This is a genomic window from Butyrivibrio sp. AD3002 (assembly GCF_000420905.1).
Lineage (GTDB): Bacteria > Bacillota > Clostridia > Lachnospirales > Lachnospiraceae > Butyrivibrio.
The window spans coordinates 97,739-116,457 of record NZ_ATVV01000008.1; the positions used below are offsets into that span (position 1 = coordinate 97,739).

Genomic DNA, 18,719 nt, shown 5'->3' on the forward strand with positions numbered 1-18,719 from the left:
ATTGATATTTGGATAATTTATTACTCTGGCTGTTTTAGTCAGAGTAATATTTTGTGGAAAGGGAAAAGAAAATGAAAAGAAAAGTAATGGCGTTGCTGCTTGCAGTAACTATGATATCCACCGCAGGCTGCGGAAGGGGAACAGGCGAAGGCAATGGTGCGCAAACGGTTGCGCAGGACTCCGTTAAACCCGCAGATTCAGCAGAAGTTGCAGAATCTACTGCGGAATCTACAGAAGTAGTTTTGGATGAAAGCAAAGATGAAGCAGTAGAAGCCGCAGAAGAAACAACTGAAGATACGGATTCGGCAGAGGAGGACAGCGTGGCTACAACACCTGCATGGGAAATTGTCAATGACATGACTATAGGATGGAATCTCGGTAATACTCTTGATGCACATGATTCAAATATTAAGATAAGCGATCCGCCGTCAAAGCAGGAGACCTGCTGGGGTAATCCCGAGACTACACAGGAGCTGATCGATGCAGTTCTTGAGCTTGGTTTCAACACTGTAAGAATTCCGATCACCTGGAAGGATCACATCGATGAAGAGGGCAATATCGATTCTGCATGGATGGACCGTGTTCAGGAGGTTGTGGATTACGTATATGGCAGAGGTGCATATGCCATAATTAATGTTCACCATGAGGATTGGAACTATCCTTACTATGACAATCAGGATGCGGCTTCTGAGAAACTCGCTTCAATCTGGACACAGGTTTCCGAGAGATTCAAGGATTATGATACGCACCTTATTTTCGAGCTTCAGAACGAGCCCAGAAAAGTCGGAACTGACGTGGAATGGAACGGCGGTGACAAGGAAGGAAGAGAAGTCGTAAATGCTGTAAATATGGCAGGATATGAGGCTATAAGAGCTGCAGGCGGAAATAATGAAAAGCGTCTTATTATGTTCCCCGGATATGCAGCAAGCTCACAGGGTAATTGTCTCAGAGCTATTGAGCTTCCCGAGGACGACTGCGTAGCGGTTTCGGTTCACGCGTACACACCTTATACCTTTGCCCTTGAGAGCCCCGGAAGATCCACCTATGACAACGATCATGGTGATCTCGACCAGCTTTTATCTGATATTGAGAGAATTATATTCTTCAAGAATGTACCGGTTATAATCGGTGAATTCGGTGCTGTGAACAAGGACAACGAAGCAGACAGAGTAGAATGGCTCAGCTACTATTTGAAAAAGGCGAGAGCAAAGAATATTCCCTGTGTATGGTGGGATAACGGTCAGTTTAACGGAGACGGAGAAAACTTCGGAATAATTGACAGAAAAACGTTTGAAACACCTTATCCGGAACTCATGAAAGTATTTGAAGAATATAGGTAATTTCTATAAAAAAAGCATAAAATAGCGGTTTTTCTCGCGCTAATGTGATAAAATACATTTATTCACATAATATCGTGTTTCTATCTTGAGGGGGATTAGTAATGCGTGGAAGAATAATTGGTTTATCATTGGCAGCATTAACGTTCGTGATATTTCTCACAGCTAAGGTCAGTGTATCGGCAGATGGCTTTGATGCGAACTTTTATGCTAATAAGTATCCTGATGTAGTGGCAGCCTTGGGAAATGATCCCGCCGTTCTTTACAATCATTACATAACATATGGCGTAAAAGAGGGAAGATCCCAGAACCAACAGGAGGATACTGCAAAGTATCAGGCAGCGCTTGCTGGTGGGGCAGCACCTACGCAACAAGCAGCACCGGCGAACGAACCGGTAAATGGATTACCGTACAGCACCTATGTGGATGTTGATATAGACGGACAGTGCATGACCTATTATGAAAATGGTCAGGTTGCACTTCAGTCACCTATAGTATCCGGCAATCCTAATCGTGGAAACGGGACACCAAGAGGTACCTATACGATTCAGTCTCATATTGCAGGTAAGAATCTGGTAGGACCTACCTGGAATGTATGGGTTGACAGATGGATGCAGTTCACACCTAATCCTTGTCACATAGGTCTTCACGATGCATCCTGGAGAAGTTCCTTCGGAGGCGAGATATACAAGACTAACGGATCCCATGGATGTGTGAACCTGCCGCATGATACAGCAGTAGCACTTTTTGACAGAGTAAATGTCGGAACACCGGTGGTTGTTCACTGATGGATATCAAAACAAATTAATAGAACAGGCAAGATGTAGACATACATTTTGCCTGTTTTTATGTATAATAAAAAGGTATTGACTTTACGCACAATATGGTGCGTAATATATTGTAACTAAAAAGATTGCACAAAATATAAAATTGGAAATATAGTAGGATAATGTTTGACGAAAATACATTGGGGCTGATCATCAGCTCTTTTCCCAAAATATTGGAATATGGTTTAAAGGTTACAATACCGCTGGCGGCTCTGGCCTTTATACTATCAACAATTCTCTCGGTACTTGTTGCGATGGTACAATACGCGCAGGTTCCGGTAGCAAGGCAGATTTGCCGGTTTTACATCTGGATTATCAGAGGAACACCGCTCCTCGTTCAGTTGATGGTTGCTTTTTACGGGCTTCCGCTTCTGGGAATTCATTCCAATCCGTTTGTTATGGCGGTGATAGTCTTTACGATAAATGAAGGTGCATACAGTGCAGAAACAGTAAGGGCCGCCATGGAGGCTGTTCCTGCGGGACAGCTTGAGGCAGGATACTGCGTGGGGATGAACTATATGCAGATAATGTGGCATATCATATTGCCCCAGGCGTTCAGAACGGCTTTTCCGTCGCTGTTTAATGCTCTTATCAGCATGGTTAAGGATACGTCGCTTGCATCAAGCATAACTGTGGTTGAGATGTTTACAAGGACCAAGCAAATTGCGGGACAGTCCTATAATTATCTTCCGTTGTACATTGAGGTTGCCATAGTTTATCTGCTGTTTTGCACCGTGCTGACCTATGTGCAAAAGAGAGGAGAGCTTGCGCTTGGCAGCTACGGCGTAAGGAAATAACAGGGGTTAGAGATGGCTTTATTAGAGGTTAGAAACATACATAAAACCTTTGGCGCCGGAGATGTGCTAAAGGGCATTGATATAAAGATTGAAAAGGGCGATGTGGTATCTGTTCTCGGGGCTTCGGGTTCAGGTAAGACCACGCTCCTTAGATGCATAAATTTTCTGGAAAAAGCAGATAAAGGACAGCTGTTATTTAATGGGACTACATACGACCTTTCAAAGGTAAGTAAAGCAGAAATGGCCGCTGTCAGAAAGCATACGGGCTTTGTTTTTCAAAACTATTGCCTGTTTGCAAATAAGACAGTACTTCAGAACGTCACTCTGGGACTTACGTCAGCACGCCATATTCCGCAAAAAGAGGCAAAGGAAAAGGCTCTGGACGTCCTTAAGAAGGTTGGAATGCTTGAACACGTGGATAAATATCCCTCGCAGCTCTCCGGCGGTCAACAGCAGAGAGTGGCAATTGCAAGAGCACTGGCTACGGATCCGAGCATAATATATTTTGACGAGCCGACTTCTGCACTGGATCCCCAGCTTACTGCAGAGGTGCTGGAAGTAATGCGAAGACTTGCGGATGACGGCATGACAATGATAGTTGTGACTCATGAGATCGGCTTTGCAAAGGAGGTTTCATCCAAGGTTGTCTTTATGGCAGACGGCGTTATTGTCGAGGAGGGGAGTCCTAAGGATATCTTCGAGAATCCCAGAGAGGAAAAGACCAGAGAGTTCCTGAGAATTACAGGGTAGTACCAGAATTGGTTATTCATATTTAACAAGAACAGGAGGAAAATTATGAAGAAAAATCTTTCTATGATGCTTGCAGCAGTGATGATTACAACTTTTGTCGCAGGTTGCGGACAGGGAGCCGGAGGAGCAAAGACAAGTTCCGGAGATGATCACCTTGCAAAGATCAAGGCGGCAGGAAAAATCACGGTTGCTACGGAAGGCTGCTGGGCACCTTTTACCTACCACGATGAGACCACAGATGAGCTTGTCGGTTTCGACGTTGAAGTAGCAGCTGCTATTGCCGAAAAGCTCGGCGTAGAGGCGGACTTCCAGGAGGTTGCCTTTGACGGAGGCCTTACCGGAGTATCCACCGGCACTTTTGATATGATGGCTAACGGAGTTGATGTCACTGACGACCGCAAGGGAACCTATGACTTTACCGAGCCTTATGCTTACGACCACGCCGTGGTTGTTACTCTGGCAACAAATGATACTATCACTTCATTTGACGATTTAAACGGCCATACAACAGCGAATTCCGCAGGTTCCACCTATGAGGCTATGGGAAAAGAGCATGGTGCAACCGTTTCAAATGTGGATACGCTCGGAGAGACAATGACACTTGTCCTTAACGGCACTGTAGATGCTACAATAAATGCCAATACTTCTGCTCAGGATTATTTCAATACAACAGGAACAACAGAGCTTAAGGTTGCTGCTGTTGATCCGGAAGTTACAATGTATGCGATCCCGCTTGCAAAGGGCTCTGACAACGATTCTCTTCGTGAGGCGATTAATGGGGCAATTAAGGAGCTCAGGGAAGAAGGAAAACTGAAAGAGATTTCGGAGAAGTATTTCGGTGCTGATATAACAGCAGAATAAGTAAAGAAGTATTAAAGGAGTTTTTGAAATGATTTACAAGACAAGAGGAACCTGTTCCACACAGATTGATATTGACGTTGAGGGTGGAATTATTAAGCATGTAGCCTTTACAAACGGCTGCAACGGTAATCTTCAGGGTGTATCAAGACTCGTGGAGGGTATGAAGGCAGAGGATGCCATTGCCAAGCTTCGCGGTATCAGATGCGGAATGAAGAGTACATCCTGTCCCGACCAGCTTTCCTACGCTATTGAGCAGGCAATGCAGGAAGGCTGAGATGAAACTTAAGAAACTGATAAACAATAGCAGAAGGTTTTTATGCGGCGCGCTGTGCGCCAGCCTTCTTTGCGGTACCGGTTTTAATGTGGCTGCAGAGGAGGATAATGAAAATATCAAAAGTGAAATCCATGGAATATACGTGAGTGCCTTTGTTGCAGGCACGAAGAATATGATGGATGAAATCATAACTCATATAGACGAGACATCCATAAACGCAGTGGTAATAGATGTTAAAAATGATGACGGCAACATAGTGTTCGACATGGACTCAGAACTTGTGGATTCTCTTGGGACAAAGGATATTCTTGTGGGAGACATGCCGGGACTTATTAACACACTTCATGAGAATGGAATCTATGCGATTGCAAGATGCGTTGCCTTCAGGGATCCTCTAATCGATGATATAAAACCTGAATGGGTTCTGAAAAAGGCATCCGGTGAATTATATGAGGATAGCAAGGGTTTTTCCTGGATGGATCCCGAGAACGAAGAAGTAAAGGACTATCTCATCGAAGTAGCTCTTGGCTGTAAAAAGGCCGGATTTGATGAAGTTCAGTATGACTATGTGAGATTTCCCACAGGTATAAAGGAAGAGGATCTTGGAATGAATGGCTACGGCAGACGCCGTGCTATCTACAAATTCGTCCGCGATGCTCATTTTAGTCTCAAAAAGGAGGGGATGCCGCTTTCGCTTGATGTATTCGGAACAGCGATGGGCTCCAAGGTTGACAGAGACATTGTAGGGCAGGAATACTCCTGGCTTTCCATGAACTGCGAGTATCTCTCGCCTATGATCTATCCTTCTCATTACTATGAGGGTTCTATGGGGCTTGATTATCCCGATCTTCATCCCTATGAGACCGTGGATGCGGCCATGAAATACTCCGATGCCGAGCTTAAAGTGGTCAATCCGCTTGGAAAAAGACAGCAAGCTTCGGTACGCCCCTGGCTTCAGGGATTTACAGCATCTTATCTGTCAAAATACAGAGATTACGGAGTAGAAGAAATACAGGATCAGATTAGGGCTGTTAATGAGAACGGAGTTTATTCATGGATCATATGGAATCCTTCATGCAAATATAAGTGGGATGCGTTTAAATGAAAGACAGAGTAGATATTTATATACTGGATGCAGAGCGGCTGAAGGGCCGGGAAGACAATATTGTACAAGGTATTGCACCCTATTACGCAGATAAACACCGCAGAGCTAAGGTAGAGAGCGTAAAAATGCAGGAACTTGGTGCCGGATACATATTGTCCAAGGTCCTCGGAGTGACCAAAGATGAGCAATTGTCCTTTGGGGAGCACGGGAAGCCGTTTTTGAGTGATAAGTCTAAGGAATTTAGTTTGTCACATGCCGGCTGTTATGTGGTGCTGGCTGTATCAAAAGAGCCTGTCGGAGTTGATATTGAGAGCACGGAAAGACTCACGCTTTCTGTACTAAAGCGTGTTCTTCCGGTTTCATATTACGACGAACTAATCAGCATGCGAGAAAAAGAGACTCCCGGCTGCGATAAAGCTGCCGAAGAGCCTCAAAGCCCCGAAGAGAAGCTTCGCTGGGCGAAGGCCTGGACCTCTGTAGAGGCAGTTCTAAAGGCGATAGGAAGCGGCTTTTTCCTAGATCCCAGAGAGGAAAACTCCTTCATGGATGGGTGGCATATTGAGAGCTTCCCGCTTAGTGATGAGTTTATGGTGAGCTGTGCCGCTCGCTTTCCTTTTACTGTTCATCAGAATGAACTGACTTAAAATCAAGTTCTGAAATAACCTTTACTTCATTGGCACCGTTTGAGGCTTCACATCGAAGAACGAATTCGCCGTCGCTAAGGGCTTCAACTATCGCATTACAGCCGTCTTGTCTAACCTTTGCGATGGTTGTCTCGCCGCGATTTCTGCTAAGAATTCTAAAACATAAATCGCTGTCATCTGCTCCTTCGGGGAATACTTCGGCAGAGACGGTGATTTTTTTATTGCCCGGAGTCAGTGTATATATGCCGTTATCTGTGGGATTTTTTTCACAGACTTTAAGCTTTATAGTTCTGATATCGCGTCCCGGAAGGAGAGAGGGCACAATCTTCGGAACGGAGTTTGTTATACGACTGCCTTCCGTATCCAGAGTACTTTCTTTCCTTACAATAACGAGTGCTTTTCCTGCAAAAAGTCTTCTTGTATCAGCTTTGTAGCTGTCGTAATCGGTGCTGTCTCCGTTATCAAAACCTACAAGAGTCCCGTTTTCTACGGTTACCTTTACGTAGTCACGCGCGTTTTCGACAGGATTTCCGTCTTCATCCACTGCACTTATTTCAGCAAAAATGAGATCACCGGCATCTTCCGTTGTCACATTAAGGGCATGGGTATCCTTAAAAGAGCGTCTTACGGTCTCGGCAACGATTTTTCCTTCTTCATCGTAAGCGGCAGCGCGAAGTTCGCCTTCTTCATAAATCACACTGTAATCAGCGATAATATGATTTCCGGCCCCGGGTGCGTGGGTTAGTTCCTGTTTGCCAAGACTTCTACCGTTCAAGAACAGCTCTACAAAGGGTAAATTGCTGACTACGCGCACATCAACGCGCTGACCTTCATTAAAATCCCAGTAGGGGAAAATGTGCACGAAGGGATCGTCCTTGCAGCTTACCCATGCGGATTTCCAGACATAATAGGCGTCCTTGAAAAAGCCTGCGGTATCTATCAGGCCAAAGTAAGAGTTTTTCGTCTCATAGGGCGTAGGCTCTCCGATGTAGTCATAGCCTGTCCAGAGGAACTGTCCAAGAGAAAATTCCATATCTCTATCCTCACAGACGCAGGCTTCCATGCTTTTTGCACTCCACTCGGTAATGCTGTTTCCCAGGGAGGAACACTGGAGGTCAGATTCCTTAATTATGTGCTCATCGAGCGGGAAATGGTAAATTCCGCGGCTCTGAACGATGGAGGAAGTCTCACTTCCGAAGATTATCCATTCGGGGTTGGCTTTATGCTGCTTTTTATATAAGCGTTCCAGGTAGTTATATCCCACAACATCGAGTTCCGGGGCGCATTTTTGCGCATTTTCCCATTCCATATAGTTCGAAGCGGAGGTAACAAGACCATTTCTTAGCGGATCGTGTTTTCTGACCTCATCCCGGAGAATGATAGTAAGCTCAAGACCTCTGCTGTCCACATGGGTGTCATATATTTCATTTCCGATACTCCACATGAATACGCTTGTGTGATTTCTGTCGCGTCTGACCCAGCTTTCAACCTCTTTTTTATACCAGTCGGGGAAAAATCTTGCAAAATCATAATCGGTTTTTGAGCGTTCCCACATGTCCAGAGACTCGGAGAGCACTAAAAAGCCCATCTCATCAGCCATATCAAGTACGGCGGGATCATAGACGTTGTGAGTAAGACGGAGGGCATTTACGCCCATTTTCTGCAGCTGAACAAGGCGTCTTTTCATTGCACCTTTGTTAAAGGCGACGCCAAGGGCACCAAGGTCGTGATGCAGGCAGACACCGTTTAGCTTTATATGCTTATCATTTATGAAAAGGCCCCTATTGTTGTCAAAACGAATATTTCTAAAACCGATTCTGACGCTCTCTGTCTGAATCGGATATGTGTGCTGATTTGATGTATCCACATCGACGCCTGCGTATAACTCTACCAGGAGTTCATAAAGTACAGGAGAGGAAGGGCTCCATTCCTTGGGATTATCTACAATAAAGCGTCTGTAGGTGTGAACTTCTTCATCTTTGTTGATTTGGGGCATGATAGGTATTTCATTACCATCGTTGTCAAACAATTTGTGTCTGACATAGACATTCTCATTTTCATCGGATTTCTTAAGGCCGGAAATCTCCGTAGAAATCTCCAGAAGATAGCTTTCGCCTATTTTGCTTGAATGTACATATATGCCATTTTCCGGGATGAAAATATCACTGTAGTCGCAGAGCCAGATATTGCGGTATATACCGGCACCTGTGTACCATCTGGCACTGGGATATTTGCATCTTGCAGCGACAAGAATCTCATTGGTGCCGGGAACTACGTAGTCCGATACATCCAGAACAAATTGGGAATAACCGCTTTTCCATTCACCGGCTTCATGCCCGTTTATATACACAATACTGTCCATATAGATTCCGTCAAAGACGAAAAAGAGACGCCGTCCGTCCATAGCTTCAAAGTGGTTTAAATACCACCCGGTTGCGTCCGCATACAGACTTTGAGCGTCCTCTATCATCCAGTCGTGAGGAATCTCCACATCGTTAAAATCGCCCAGGCACTTATGAGCCTCATCAAAGGTAGTGCCTGCGGGAGTTTTCAGGAATTTCCAGTTTTGATTAAATAGTCTCTTCATAGTAGTAACCTGTTATCAGAAATATTGGTAATCAGTTGTCGACATCAAAGTGTTCCAGCACATTCTTCTTGGCTGTGGGCTTTACATCTCCGTGTTTAACGAAGAGCATGGTAATAAAGGACAGGCAGGAGAAGACGAATGCATAGGGGAACAGGGTCCTGTAGGACACGTGCTCAAGCAAAAAGCCGGAAAAAATCGGGGTAAATACCTGGGCTGCCATGGAAAAGGTATAGTACAGACCGGTGTATTTGCCAATGACGCGGCTCTCGCCCATGCCCACGACCATGGGGTAGGAGTTAACATTTATCGCGGCCCAGCCTATTCCGATAATTGCGAACAGGAAGTTCAGAGAAGCGTTATACTGCGGCATCAAGGCTGCAGACAGATAGCAGATGCTCATGAGTGTTATACCTATGAGTATTGTCTTTTTTCTACCAAGTTTGGCGGAAACAAAGCCCACGGGAATATATGAAAGAACAGCTGCTATCATTGCTATCATCAGACAGTCAGCGTAGGCTCCGTTGCGGAGTCCCCAGACTTCTGTTACATATCTGGAAAAAGCAGTAGTTACCGCGTTGTAGGCGGTAAACCACAAAAATACGGAGCAAAGCAACAAGGTAAGGCTTCTAAATACGTCACGGGACAGTTTTCCTGCGTTCTGATAGGCTTCATCCTCATCTTTTCCGGTTAATTCACGAACGTCGTCTCCGTCAAAGTTCTCAACACCCTCACGGACCTCGGACATGAGCCTTTTTTCGGGAATCGTAAAGAAAAGAATAGCAACTGTAATCACCATAAAGGCCGCAATTGCTATGGCCAGAGGGGTGTAATTTGTTTCTGCTTCGACTGCAGCGGATTTAAGGAAAACCTTGATCATTATAAGTGTATATACTGCGCCAAGGGTTCCCATAAGGTTGATGATGGCGTTGGCTCCGCTTCGATGCACGGCGGGGGTCAGCTCAGGCATAAGTGATACGGCCGGAGATCTGTAAATGCCCATGGCAACCAGGAGCAAAAGCAGTATAAAGATAAAAAGCTGAAGATTAGTACTGACATGAGCAATATATATGAGAGAAAGGAATAAAATTACAGACAGGACGGTTCCGATAAGAATAAAAGGCATGCGCTTACCCAGTCTGGTATTAGCCTTGTCGGAGAGTGTTCCGAACATGGGTAAAAGGAATAGTGCCAGAACATTGTCAAAGGCCATAATAGTGCCCGTAAGGGTCTCGCCGAGCCCGAAATGATAGGTTAGTATCTTTGGGATTTCATTGTCATAAAACTGCCAGAAGGCGCAGATGGACATAAAAGCAAATCCGATAAGTATTGTCCGCTTATAATTGAGCTTCATTTTAACTATTCCCCCTAAAACTATTCTTATCTCCTATAATATCATCCTATCCGAATGGATGGAAGATATCGGTCATTTTGATGAGAAGTGTTTGTTAAGTCGGGGAGGGTATGGAATGGCGAGGAGGATTGTGATAACTTTTCTCTCATAAATGAGGTATGAGGAGGGACGTTATGACTAAGAAATATCCGCTGACAGCAGCACAGAACATGCATTACCGATGGATAAAGGAATATGGGACACAGCAGGTATCGGGGCTCAGCTTTATTGCATCACTCAAGGTGGAGATTGATTTTGATCTTCTGAGAAAATGCATCCGTCTGGAAATGGAGAGATACGGTTGTATGCGAATCAGATTTACCAAGGCGGATAAAAACGGGGATGTTAAGCAGTATCTGATAGAAAAGGATGACAGAGACATACCGCTTAGGGATTTGTCTGATTTGACAATGGAGGAGGCGGATGCCGTAATGCAGGAATGGGCATACAAGACCTTTGACGGCGATGATATCCCAATGTGCGAAGTGTTTTTGACAAAACTTCCCGAGGGTTACAACGGCTTCTTTGTACATATGGATCACAGGCTCATCGATTCCTGCGGAATATTCGTCATGACCGGAGACATTATGGCGCTCTATACTCATTATAAGTTCGGTACAGAGTTCCCTGCTGACCTGGTGGACTATGAGGAAGCCCTGCAGAGGGATCTGACAAAGGCATCCAATGAAAAGAGAGTAGAGAGAGCAAAACAGTTTTGGGGGAGTATGCTGGATAAATGGGGAGAGCCCTTATACTCTGATATACAGGGCGGAGCGGTTCTCGAAAAAGCAAGAAAGAAGCACAAAAACCCGAATTTAAGAGCGGCTGATATTGAAAGAAAGCAGTTGTTTGTTGCGGTTAAGGACTACAAGCTTGACGCTAATCCCACAAAGGAACTGTTTGACTTCTGCGAGGGGCATAACCTGACCATAACCAATTTGCTTTTACTTGGGCTTAGGACCTACCTTTCCAAGCAAAATGGAGGGCAGGAAGATATAACCGTGGAGAATTTCATTGCCAGAAGACTATCCAGAAACGACTGGATGTCAGGCGGAAGCAGAACCATCATGTTCCCCTGCAGAACCGTGATATCCGGCGATACGAAATTCACGGCGGCAGCGGATGAAGTGCAGAACATGCAGAACAAGGTGTATATGTTCAACAGCTATGATCCGGAGCTAATAAAAAAGGAGATAAAAAAGCGCTATCACACGCCTGCACATACTACCTACGAGAGTTGTTTTCTAACCTATCAGCCCATGCCGGTAAAGCTTAATAATCCGCTTTTAAAGGATATCCCGATGCATACGAAGTGGTTTGCAAACGGCGCAGCCACCAAGAAATTGTATCTGACGGTATCTCACACGGAGGACGGAGGTCTTAATTTTTCATACCACTATCAGACAGCGGACCTCACGGAAAAAGACGTGGAGCTTCTCAACTACTATCTGATGCGCATACTGTTCAAAGGTGTGGAACATCCCGATATGTCAGTGGGAGAGATAATGGCGGCAGTATAAATACAAATTATTTCAGATATGGTAAAACACCGCCAAGGAACATTTTGGTCATAATATCAGCGATATTTTCAGCGGGGGATGCAAAATCCTCCGCTATCCATTTATGTAATATACCGATGGTAATGCCGATTGTACCCGCGATAAGATAGGAAAAATTGTCCCTGGACGCGCTCTCTGCGTGAGTTTCATCGGTAACGCTTGTTACGTAACGATGGAACATATGCATGGCTTTTTCAAAAAATGTGTCACCGCGAGCGCTCTCTAAGAGATTAGCAAGAAACGGATTATTCCTGGTGTAATTACATATCGCAAGGAAATAAGATTTGCACATATCGTGATCGTTCTCGGGATGAAAGCTCTCCATCATGCGAAAAATATCATCTAAGGTCTTGTCCTCTGCAGCGGTCACAAGGGCAGGAATATTCTCATAGTGATTATAGAAGGTGCTACGTACGATCCCTGCCTTCTGAATCACGTCAGCTACCGTTATTTTTTCCAGATCCTTCTCCCTTATCAGAAGAAAAAAGGAATCAATTATAGCATCTTCAGCAGTGCTGTAACGTTCATCCGATTCGTTCATGTTATCCTCCGGTGGCTGCATTACAGATATCTGGCGGTTTAGTATCCTACGCTCTTTGCCGCGTATTCAGCCTGTTTCTGGGTGAAAGAGTAACCGTCCACAAGAAATTTAACTAGATCGTCATGGGTAACATCGTCAAATAACCCTACATAGAGTTCAGCTTCTTCTTTTGCCTCTGCGTACCAGTCGGCTTTCTTGTTGGTTTCGATGTAGTTCATTGCGTATTCGGCCTGTTCTTTAGTGAAAGCCATATAACCTTCAGAAAGGTCTTCCATTAGTCCATCTTTGGAATATGCAGCACCATCAAGCAGTATTTCTGCCCATCTGACTGCTTCATCGTTCCAGTCGACAAGACCTTCGGCTTCAAGATAATCAACGGCAACAGTAGCTTCCGTCTCGGAAAAGCCATAGTATTTGTCCTGAAGCTCCTCGATGAGATGTTCTCTGGAGTAAGGAATGGAAGTAAGTAGATCCTGAGCCTGTCTTATGGCCTGCTTCTCGCCCTGAGTCATATCCTTGACATCCTTGGCTACAATCTGCGTAGTAACGGCAACGGGCTCCGCCGGAGTAACAGTGCGGTTAGAGCTAAAATTAAAAATGGAAAATCCACAGATGCCTACGAGAGCAAGTGCTGCTACAGAGCAGGCGATGGCCAGATAAATCGGCTTTTTGCTCTTTGTTTCTTCCGCAAACATATCTTCGTCATAAGGACTAAGTACAGTGTTTTCATTTATTTCAAAGCCTGGAATGGACTTATCCACAGGAAATGGAACACTTCCGACCATTCCCATCTCTTGTGGCTGTTTCTGCATTGCAGAACTGCCGTTGTTTTGATAAGTTGTTGCACCCGGTGCAGCCTGATAGGCGCTGTTACCGTAGGTTTGATATCCCCCAAATGATTTGTTTTCCATAAAAATATAATTCCTCTCTAAACTTGACTGAAAAAATCAGTTTATATTCTAATACATATCCGTACTGAAGATAAGATATGAATTGTCCTGTAAAATAACGTGTCCGGTAAGATCAGATGAGTATTTATCCCAAAGATCCTTGTCAACAATGATAAGTGAACCGTCATCACTAAGGAAATTGTCCAATGTTCCGTCTACAGCAACGAAATCACAGTACATTTCGGCGGGCGCGACATATTCGCATTCCCAGTGCCCCTGCTTCGAGTACTGTCTGAAATCAGAGAGAAGATATACGTTTCTTCCCGCATATTCATCCCCGTACTGGGCGGCAAAATCCAGCATATCCTGCGTGAATTCGTCAACCGGATGTCCGCCCGTCCCCGCAAGATTGATATCATTCTTAATGCAGGGAACGATGAAGAAAAATGAAGCAGCCACGATAAGGCCTGTGGTAATAACTGCCACTGTGGGATTTTTCCTCACAAGATGCTCTATAACAATTCCGCCAAGTCTTGCCACTAAGATACACAGGGCAAGCAGGGAGGTGTATATATACCAGTCAAGGTAGCTCTTCAAAATTGCAAAGAACATGACCGGGAGAACTGTCCATACAAGGAGCAGATAGTTTTCCTTAATAAAATTCGTAACAACTGTTATCGATCTGTTGCCGGAACGAAGCTTTATAACGACCATTGCCACAGCTGCAACAATTATTGTGATGATGAAAAGCTGCATCACATTCGATCCGATGAAATCTATGATGGGTTTTGAAAAGTTCTCGTCGGATGTGCTTACTCTGTCGACTGTCTCGCCGAACATAAGAGTATCTATGAACTGCATTCCATCAAACATCGAGCGCTTGACCATCCATGCGACCGGAAGAAGAGCAGCAAGAAAAGCAGATATAACCACTCTTGACGGCTTTTTGAAGGCTTCTCGAATCCTCGGAATGTATAACAGCCCGATCATGAAGATAAGAGCAGCATGAGGTCCCTTGCACATGAAGGCGAGGCCCAGGGAGATGCCGTATAAGTACATGAAACGTGGGTTATACATGATTTCGTAGAGCGAGATCATGGCAATCACGAAAAAGAGATTAAAGAAGGAATCCATCTCCGCCGCTCTGTACATGTGAAATGTAAAAAAGGGTGTACATGCCGCAAATATAAACGGAAACAGAACCGCTGAATAGAGATTATCTCTTCTGATCAAAAACAGGATGACCACAAGCAGCGTTAAAAGACCGCCAACTGCAGATGGAAAGCGCGCCGCAAAATTGCACACACCGAGAAGCTTATAGCATATAGCCATCATATCAAGGCAGAGCGGAGGCTTGGAATTAAAATAGTCCGCAGCATACTTGTAAGTGTTTACAATCCAGTTGCTCTGTTTGTACATTTCATATGCGTTTGTCGCATGGTAGGCTTCGTCGGTTGAAATCAGATATCCTGCACCGAGATTATGAAATAACATATAGACAATCAGGAGCGTAGCACCTGAAAGAACAGTTAGTAACAACCCCGTTTCAACTTTTTTTCCCATATATAATTATCTCCCCATAAAAAACCACAAAATACAGTGGTATAATCCACCGATTTTCTTAGAGATATTATATTCTTTCGGAGAGTATTTTGCATTATTATAATTAGCCAAAAATATCCGCAAACGAAAAGAGAGACTTAAAAGCCTCTCTTTTCTATCGTATGAACTGTATTCAGTTTTGTATTCAGTTGTCATTCCATTTTCAGGTTTTGTATGGTTATTACGGTCATTCCAACCTGAATGAAGAATACCATCAGCCAGGCACCGCCTATAATGGCATTTCCTCCAACGAAGAATGTGATCGTCAGAATCAGACACAGACATGTCCAAAGAATCTGCATTCTTGCTCTATTCATAACCTTCAAAATCCTCCTCACAGAATATTTGAATATCTGTCTATATTATACAACGTTTTGTGTTTTTATGCGAAATTTTTTTGCATTTTTCACGAAAAAATTTGAAAAATATTTTCAGAGGGGTGGAGGAGGCCCTAAAAATCACTCTCTGGCGGCTTTTGAAGCTACTTTATCCTGATACATAATACTATCCGCGCGTTTAAATACATCATTTATACACCGGTCGGTATTTTTATCATATATGGCCATACCTATAGCGGCAGAATACCGTCGCCACGGGCTTCGGTGCTCATCTACTGCGGTGTCGGCAAAAACTTCCTTGATCTGGGAAAGGAGACTGTCTCTGTTTTCATAATCACTTTTTTCCAGAAGAACAACGAATTCATCGCCGCCGATTCTGAATACGGGCGAGTGTTCATAAACAACGCAGAGCTTGTGGCAGGCACCGAAAATATAGTCATTTCCGTGCTCATGACCATAGGTATCGTTGATTTTTTTCAGGTTATTAAGGTCAACCATCAGAATTCCGAACTCTGCGGTTCCTGAGTCTATATCCTGATCTATACGCATGGCAACATTGTCATACCAGGCCTTGTTCTTAACGTGGGTAAGGGCATCCTGATAGGCTACGGTATCCATATAGTTTACCTGGTTTTTCATGTCCTCAACCTGAACCTGGGCTTCAAGAATATTGCTTGCATAGGTGCGCATGTCCTCTGTCATCTGGCCTATGGCTTCAGACAGAGATTCAACCTCATTCTTTGAATGGATATGTGGATCGTTATATATCAATAGGTTGGGATCCGTCTGGGAATGACTGCTCTTGGCAAAGGCCGAGACACTTTTTTCCAGACGTCCGATGGGTTCTGTGATGCTGCGATTTGCCCATATTATGAAAAGAATTGAGAATGCTATACCAAGTATGAGAATAAGGATAATACAGAGTACCGTATATGTTCTGATAGCGAGCTGCACATCTTCTACCTCGATATCCACACACAAAAGGGCGAAATGTTCGCCTTTGCTGTTGATCAAAGGCTTGGAAATAGTGTAGTCATATCCCCAGGTAGTGAAATTTTTACAGAAGGATATGGTGTTTTTATCAAGTGCATCCTGATATACATAAAGATCCTTTTCTTCGTAAACATCATAAAGAATATAACCCAGGTAGTAGCCGTCGGGATCGGTTGCCCTTCCCTCGGCTGTATCTGCGGATATGATGTTCATCATTCCCTTCCTGTCACCATCCAGCACCGGTTTTACAATATAGAGGTAATGAATATCAAAATCCTCCATGATGGAATCCATAAAGGTGATAAGTTTGATGAATTTCTCGGATTCGACACCTGTTTCGACGCAGGTGGACAGATCCTCTATGTCTATATGGCTGTAGACATAGTTAACAATGTCAATCATTCGCTTGTTATATGAACGATAGATTGCCGTCGTGAAGGTTTGGTATGTAATTATGCTGAATAATACGCACAGCGTTGTGAGAAAACCTAACATGAATAGGATTATGCTGCGCTTTAATGGTTTCTGCGTTGTATTCATAGCATCATCACCCAAAAGGTCACAGTATCAATAATATTGTATCCAATTTTGACGGGAAAATGTTAACGAAGCACATTTCTTAATAAAGAAATAAGAGGTAATTTATAGGTTTTTAACAGATGCTGATAATATGTTTGACCAAAGCGGTTGTTTTGCTTACTATTTACTGTATAGGAATTGAGAGGAAAATCATTGGGATGAAAATACGATTTATAGAACCGGGGAACAGGCCTTATAAAAAGACCATTCTAAACTATTTTGTTTACGATAGGTATATAAGGACTCCTTCCGTCGGGCTTAACACGCTTGCAACAATAGTAAAGAAAGAGATTCCGGATACATATATGTACAGTGAATCAATTTCGAAGATTAAATATGATGATGTGCTTGATGCAGACATTATCTTTTTGGGCATATTTACCTTTGCTGCGGTAAGGGGCTATGAACTTGCCGATTTTTTCAGGAAAAATTCCTCCGCAAAGGTTGTGCTAGGAGGCCTTCATGCCTCGATGAATTATGAGGAGGCAATACAACACTGCGATTATGTGATGCTGGGAGAGGGCGATGAGACAATAATGCCTCTGATACGGGCAATCGAGCGCGGAGAAGAGCCATCAGGTAAGGGATATGCCTATCTGCGCGGCGATGAGCTTGTTAATACGGGTATGCCGGAGCCTCCGACTGATCTTGATCTTATCCCCGACAGGGATCTCATTCACAATTACAGGAAGATGGTGGGGCACATGACCATCTGGCCTCAGGTTCATGCCTCAAGGGGCTGCCCGCACAACTGCGATTACTGCGCTCTTGTGAGACACTTTGGCCATTGCGTCAGGAAAAGATCCCCGGAAAATGTCGTAGAGGACATCAAATACTCGATCGACTTCTTTCACAAGGGAAAGCTCAGACTTTTAAAAGATCTGTGGATTACGGATGACAATTTCTTTGCTGACAGAGAATGGGCGATAGCTGTTTTAAACAAGATAATCGACAGCGGAATAAAATACCGCTTCAACATACAGGCGAGGTACGAGGTCGGATTTGACGATGAGATGCTTGAACTTCTAAAGAAAGCGGGTTTTTTCGAGCTTGATATGGGAATTGAGTTTATAGACGACGATTCCTTCAAGACATATCACAAGAAGTCGACCAAGACCGAGATAGAGGAGTCGATCAGGAATATTCAGAGACATGGAATGAGTGTCAGAGGACTTTTTATTCTGGGATCTGATAATCAAAAGGTCGGCTGCGGCAAGGAGCTTGCGGATTTTGTCATAAAAAATCATATCCAGGGCGTTCTTATCCAGTGCATGTACTTTGTCCCGGGCACTCCGGTGTATGAGAAGAATAAAGACAAGCTTCTTCATACAAGGTGGGATAAGTACAACGGAAATGCGGTACACAGACCAAAGAACATGACTCCGTACGAGCTTCAGCTTGAAAATATCGATGCCAGCAGAAGGATATATTCTCCCAAAAGGCTGTTACAGGCGATATTATTTGAGGATTTTGTTCATAAAATACTTTTTATCGGTGAGTTCTTCTGGCACTGGAGCGTAAGGAGTGACATGAAGAAGGAGCTGCCGTATTTAAAACAGGTGTCGCAGACATCGGTTATGTCGAATTCGGATAATAAAAAATTAGTGGTTTCTTGAAAATAAATCTTATGAAGAAGGGGGAAAGA

Annotated in this window: 17 protein-coding genes; 10 read left to right on the forward strand and 7 right to left on the reverse strand. The window is 44.0% G+C overall.

What is annotated here, in order from left to right; translation table 11 throughout:
- Positions 1-71 precede the first annotated feature (71 nt).
- The 8 genes from G596_RS0107590 to G596_RS0107625 all read left to right on the forward strand — a co-directional run bounded on the left by G596_RS0107590 (position 72) and on the right by G596_RS0107625 (position 6,595).
- Positions 72-1,340 carry a glycoside hydrolase family 5 protein gene (locus tag G596_RS0107590; protein WP_022761239.1) on the forward strand — a complete coding sequence of 423 codons (1,269 nt, stop codon included), beginning with the start codon at positions 72-74 and terminating at the stop codon, positions 1,338-1,340.
- Between the two features lie 101 nt (positions 1,341-1,441).
- Positions 1,442-2,125, forward strand: a complete 684-nt coding sequence (locus G596_RS0107595; RefSeq protein WP_022761240.1) for a L,D-transpeptidase — start codon at positions 1,442-1,444, stop codon at positions 2,123-2,125.
- Positions 2,126-2,286: 161 nt separating this feature from the next.
- Positions 2,287-2,961: an amino acid ABC transporter permease gene (locus tag G596_RS0107600; protein ID WP_022761241.1), complete on the forward strand. Its 675-nt coding sequence runs from the start codon at positions 2,287-2,289 to the stop codon at positions 2,959-2,961.
- A 12-nt stretch (positions 2,962-2,973) separates the two neighbouring features.
- A complete protein-coding gene (locus G596_RS0107605; protein ID WP_022761242.1) occupies positions 2,974-3,711 on the forward strand; it encodes an amino acid ABC transporter ATP-binding protein in 738 nt (245 codons plus the stop codon).
- Positions 3,712-3,756: 45 nt separating this feature from the next.
- The gene (locus G596_RS0107610) at positions 3,757-4,572 is read left to right on the forward strand and encodes a transporter substrate-binding domain-containing protein (protein ID WP_022761243.1); all 816 of its coding nucleotides are present in this window, start codon (positions 3,757-3,759) and stop codon (positions 4,570-4,572) included.
- 28 nt (positions 4,573-4,600) lie between these two features.
- A complete protein-coding gene (locus G596_RS0107615) occupies positions 4,601-4,846 on the forward strand; it encodes a TIGR03905 family TSCPD domain-containing protein (protein WP_022761244.1) in 246 nt (81 codons plus the stop codon).
- 1 nt (position 4,847) lies between these two features.
- Positions 4,848-5,951, forward strand: a complete 1,104-nt coding sequence (locus G596_RS21390; protein ID WP_049944854.1) for a putative glycoside hydrolase — start codon at positions 4,848-4,850, stop codon at positions 5,949-5,951.
- A complete protein-coding gene (locus G596_RS0107625) occupies positions 5,948-6,595 on the forward strand; it encodes a 4'-phosphopantetheinyl transferase family protein (RefSeq protein WP_026671238.1) in 648 nt (215 codons plus the stop codon). Before G596_RS21390 ends, G596_RS0107625 begins: the two co-directional genes overlap by 4 nt.
- Here G596_RS0107625 and G596_RS21395 read toward each other — a convergent pair.
- Complete coding sequence (locus G596_RS21395) at positions 6,567-9,182, reverse strand: glycoside hydrolase family 2 TIM barrel-domain containing protein (RefSeq protein WP_022761246.1); 2,616 nt, start codon at positions 9,180-9,182, stop codon at positions 6,567-6,569. The genes G596_RS0107625 and G596_RS21395 overlap by 29 nt on opposite strands.
- A gap of 31 nt (positions 9,183-9,213) precedes the next feature.
- Positions 9,214-10,533, reverse strand: a complete 1,320-nt coding sequence (locus tag G596_RS0107635; RefSeq protein ID WP_022761247.1) for an MFS transporter — start codon at positions 10,531-10,533, stop codon at positions 9,214-9,216.
- A 173-nt stretch (positions 10,534-10,706) separates the two neighbouring features.
- Here G596_RS0107635 and G596_RS0107640 point away from each other — a divergent pair, with 173 nt between their 5' ends.
- On the forward strand, positions 10,707-12,092 hold the full coding sequence (locus G596_RS0107640; protein ID WP_022761248.1) for a condensation domain-containing protein: 1,386 nt from the start codon (positions 10,707-10,709) through the stop codon (positions 12,090-12,092).
- Positions 12,093-12,099: 7 nt separating this feature from the next.
- Here G596_RS0107640 and G596_RS0107645 read toward each other — a convergent pair whose 3' ends face one another.
- The 5 genes from G596_RS0107645 to G596_RS0107665 form a co-directional block, all read right to left on the reverse strand.
- Positions 12,100-12,672 carry a TetR/AcrR family transcriptional regulator gene (locus G596_RS0107645; protein ID WP_022761249.1) on the reverse strand — a complete coding sequence of 191 codons (573 nt, stop codon included), beginning with the start codon at positions 12,670-12,672 and terminating at the stop codon, positions 12,100-12,102.
- A 38-nt stretch (positions 12,673-12,710) separates the two neighbouring features.
- The gene (locus G596_RS23645; RefSeq protein WP_022761250.1) at positions 12,711-13,583 is read right to left on the reverse strand and encodes an Ltp family lipoprotein; all 873 of its coding nucleotides are present in this window, start codon (positions 13,581-13,583) and stop codon (positions 12,711-12,713) included.
- A 48-nt stretch (positions 13,584-13,631) separates the two neighbouring features.
- On the reverse strand, positions 13,632-15,125 hold the full coding sequence (locus tag G596_RS0107655; protein WP_022761251.1) for an ArnT family glycosyltransferase: 1,494 nt from the start codon (positions 15,123-15,125) through the stop codon (positions 13,632-13,634).
- 191 nt (positions 15,126-15,316) lie between these two features.
- Positions 15,317-15,481 (reverse strand): hypothetical protein, encoded by a 165-nt coding sequence (locus G596_RS24730; RefSeq protein ID WP_022761252.1) that lies wholly within the window; start codon positions 15,479-15,481, stop codon positions 15,317-15,319.
- A 141-nt stretch (positions 15,482-15,622) separates the two neighbouring features.
- Positions 15,623-16,897 (reverse strand): GGDEF domain-containing protein, encoded by a 1,275-nt coding sequence (locus G596_RS0107665; RefSeq protein WP_049944855.1) that lies wholly within the window; start codon positions 16,895-16,897, stop codon positions 15,623-15,625.
- A gap of 335 nt (positions 16,898-17,232) precedes the next feature.
- Here G596_RS0107665 and G596_RS0107670 point away from each other — a divergent pair, with 335 nt between their 5' ends.
- The gene (locus G596_RS0107670; RefSeq protein WP_044928198.1) at positions 17,233-18,690 is read left to right on the forward strand and encodes a B12-binding domain-containing radical SAM protein; all 1,458 of its coding nucleotides are present in this window, start codon (positions 17,233-17,235) and stop codon (positions 18,688-18,690) included.
- Positions 18,691-18,719: the final 29 nt, after the last annotated feature.

What these genes read in the sequence shown, in the direction of transcription:
- G596_RS24730 (WP_022761252.1), bottom strand. Translation starts at nt 15,481, where the DNA reads ATGAATAGAGCAAGAATGCAGATTCTTTGGACATGTCTGTGTCTGATT.
- G596_RS21395 (WP_022761246.1), bottom strand. Translation starts at nt 9,182, where the DNA reads ATGAAGAGACTATTTAATCAAAACTGGAAATTCCTGAAAACTCCCGCA.
- G596_RS0107635 (WP_022761247.1), bottom strand. Translation starts at nt 10,533, where the DNA reads ATGAAGCTCAATTATAAGCGGACAATACTTATCGGATTTGCTTTTATG.
- G596_RS0107640 (WP_022761248.1), top strand. Translation starts at nt 10,707, where the DNA reads ATGACTAAGAAATATCCGCTGACAGCAGCACAGAACATGCATTACCGA.
- G596_RS0107670 (WP_044928198.1), top strand. Translation starts at nt 17,233, where the DNA reads ATGAAAATACGATTTATAGAACCGGGGAACAGGCCTTATAAAAAGACC.
- G596_RS0107655 (WP_022761251.1), bottom strand. Translation starts at nt 15,125, where the DNA reads ATGGGAAAAAAAGTTGAAACGGGGTTGTTACTAACTGTTCTTTCAGGT.
- G596_RS0107590 (WP_022761239.1), top strand. Translation starts at nt 72, where the DNA reads ATGAAAAGAAAAGTAATGGCGTTGCTGCTTGCAGTAACTATGATATCC.
- G596_RS0107610 (WP_022761243.1), top strand. Translation starts at nt 3,757, where the DNA reads ATGAAGAAAAATCTTTCTATGATGCTTGCAGCAGTGATGATTACAACT.
- G596_RS21390 (WP_049944854.1), top strand. Translation starts at nt 4,848, where the DNA reads ATGAAACTTAAGAAACTGATAAACAATAGCAGAAGGTTTTTATGCGGC.
- G596_RS0107615 (WP_022761244.1), top strand. Translation starts at nt 4,601, where the DNA reads ATGATTTACAAGACAAGAGGAACCTGTTCCACACAGATTGATATTGAC.
- G596_RS23645 (WP_022761250.1), bottom strand. Translation starts at nt 13,583, where the DNA reads ATGGAAAACAAATCATTTGGGGGATATCAAACCTACGGTAACAGCGCC.
- G596_RS0107665 (WP_049944855.1), bottom strand. Translation starts at nt 16,897, where the DNA reads ATGATTGACATTGTTAACTATGTCTACAGCCATATAGACATAGAGGAT.
- G596_RS0107600 (WP_022761241.1), top strand. Translation starts at nt 2,287, where the DNA reads ATGTTTGACGAAAATACATTGGGGCTGATCATCAGCTCTTTTCCCAAA.
- G596_RS0107595 (WP_022761240.1), top strand. Translation starts at nt 1,442, where the DNA reads ATGCGTGGAAGAATAATTGGTTTATCATTGGCAGCATTAACGTTCGTG.
- G596_RS0107645 (WP_022761249.1), bottom strand. Translation starts at nt 12,672, where the DNA reads ATGAACGAATCGGATGAACGTTACAGCACTGCTGAAGATGCTATAATT.
- G596_RS0107625 (WP_026671238.1), top strand. Translation starts at nt 5,948, where the DNA reads ATGAAAGACAGAGTAGATATTTATATACTGGATGCAGAGCGGCTGAAG.
- G596_RS0107605 (WP_022761242.1), top strand. Translation starts at nt 2,974, where the DNA reads ATGGCTTTATTAGAGGTTAGAAACATACATAAAACCTTTGGCGCCGGA.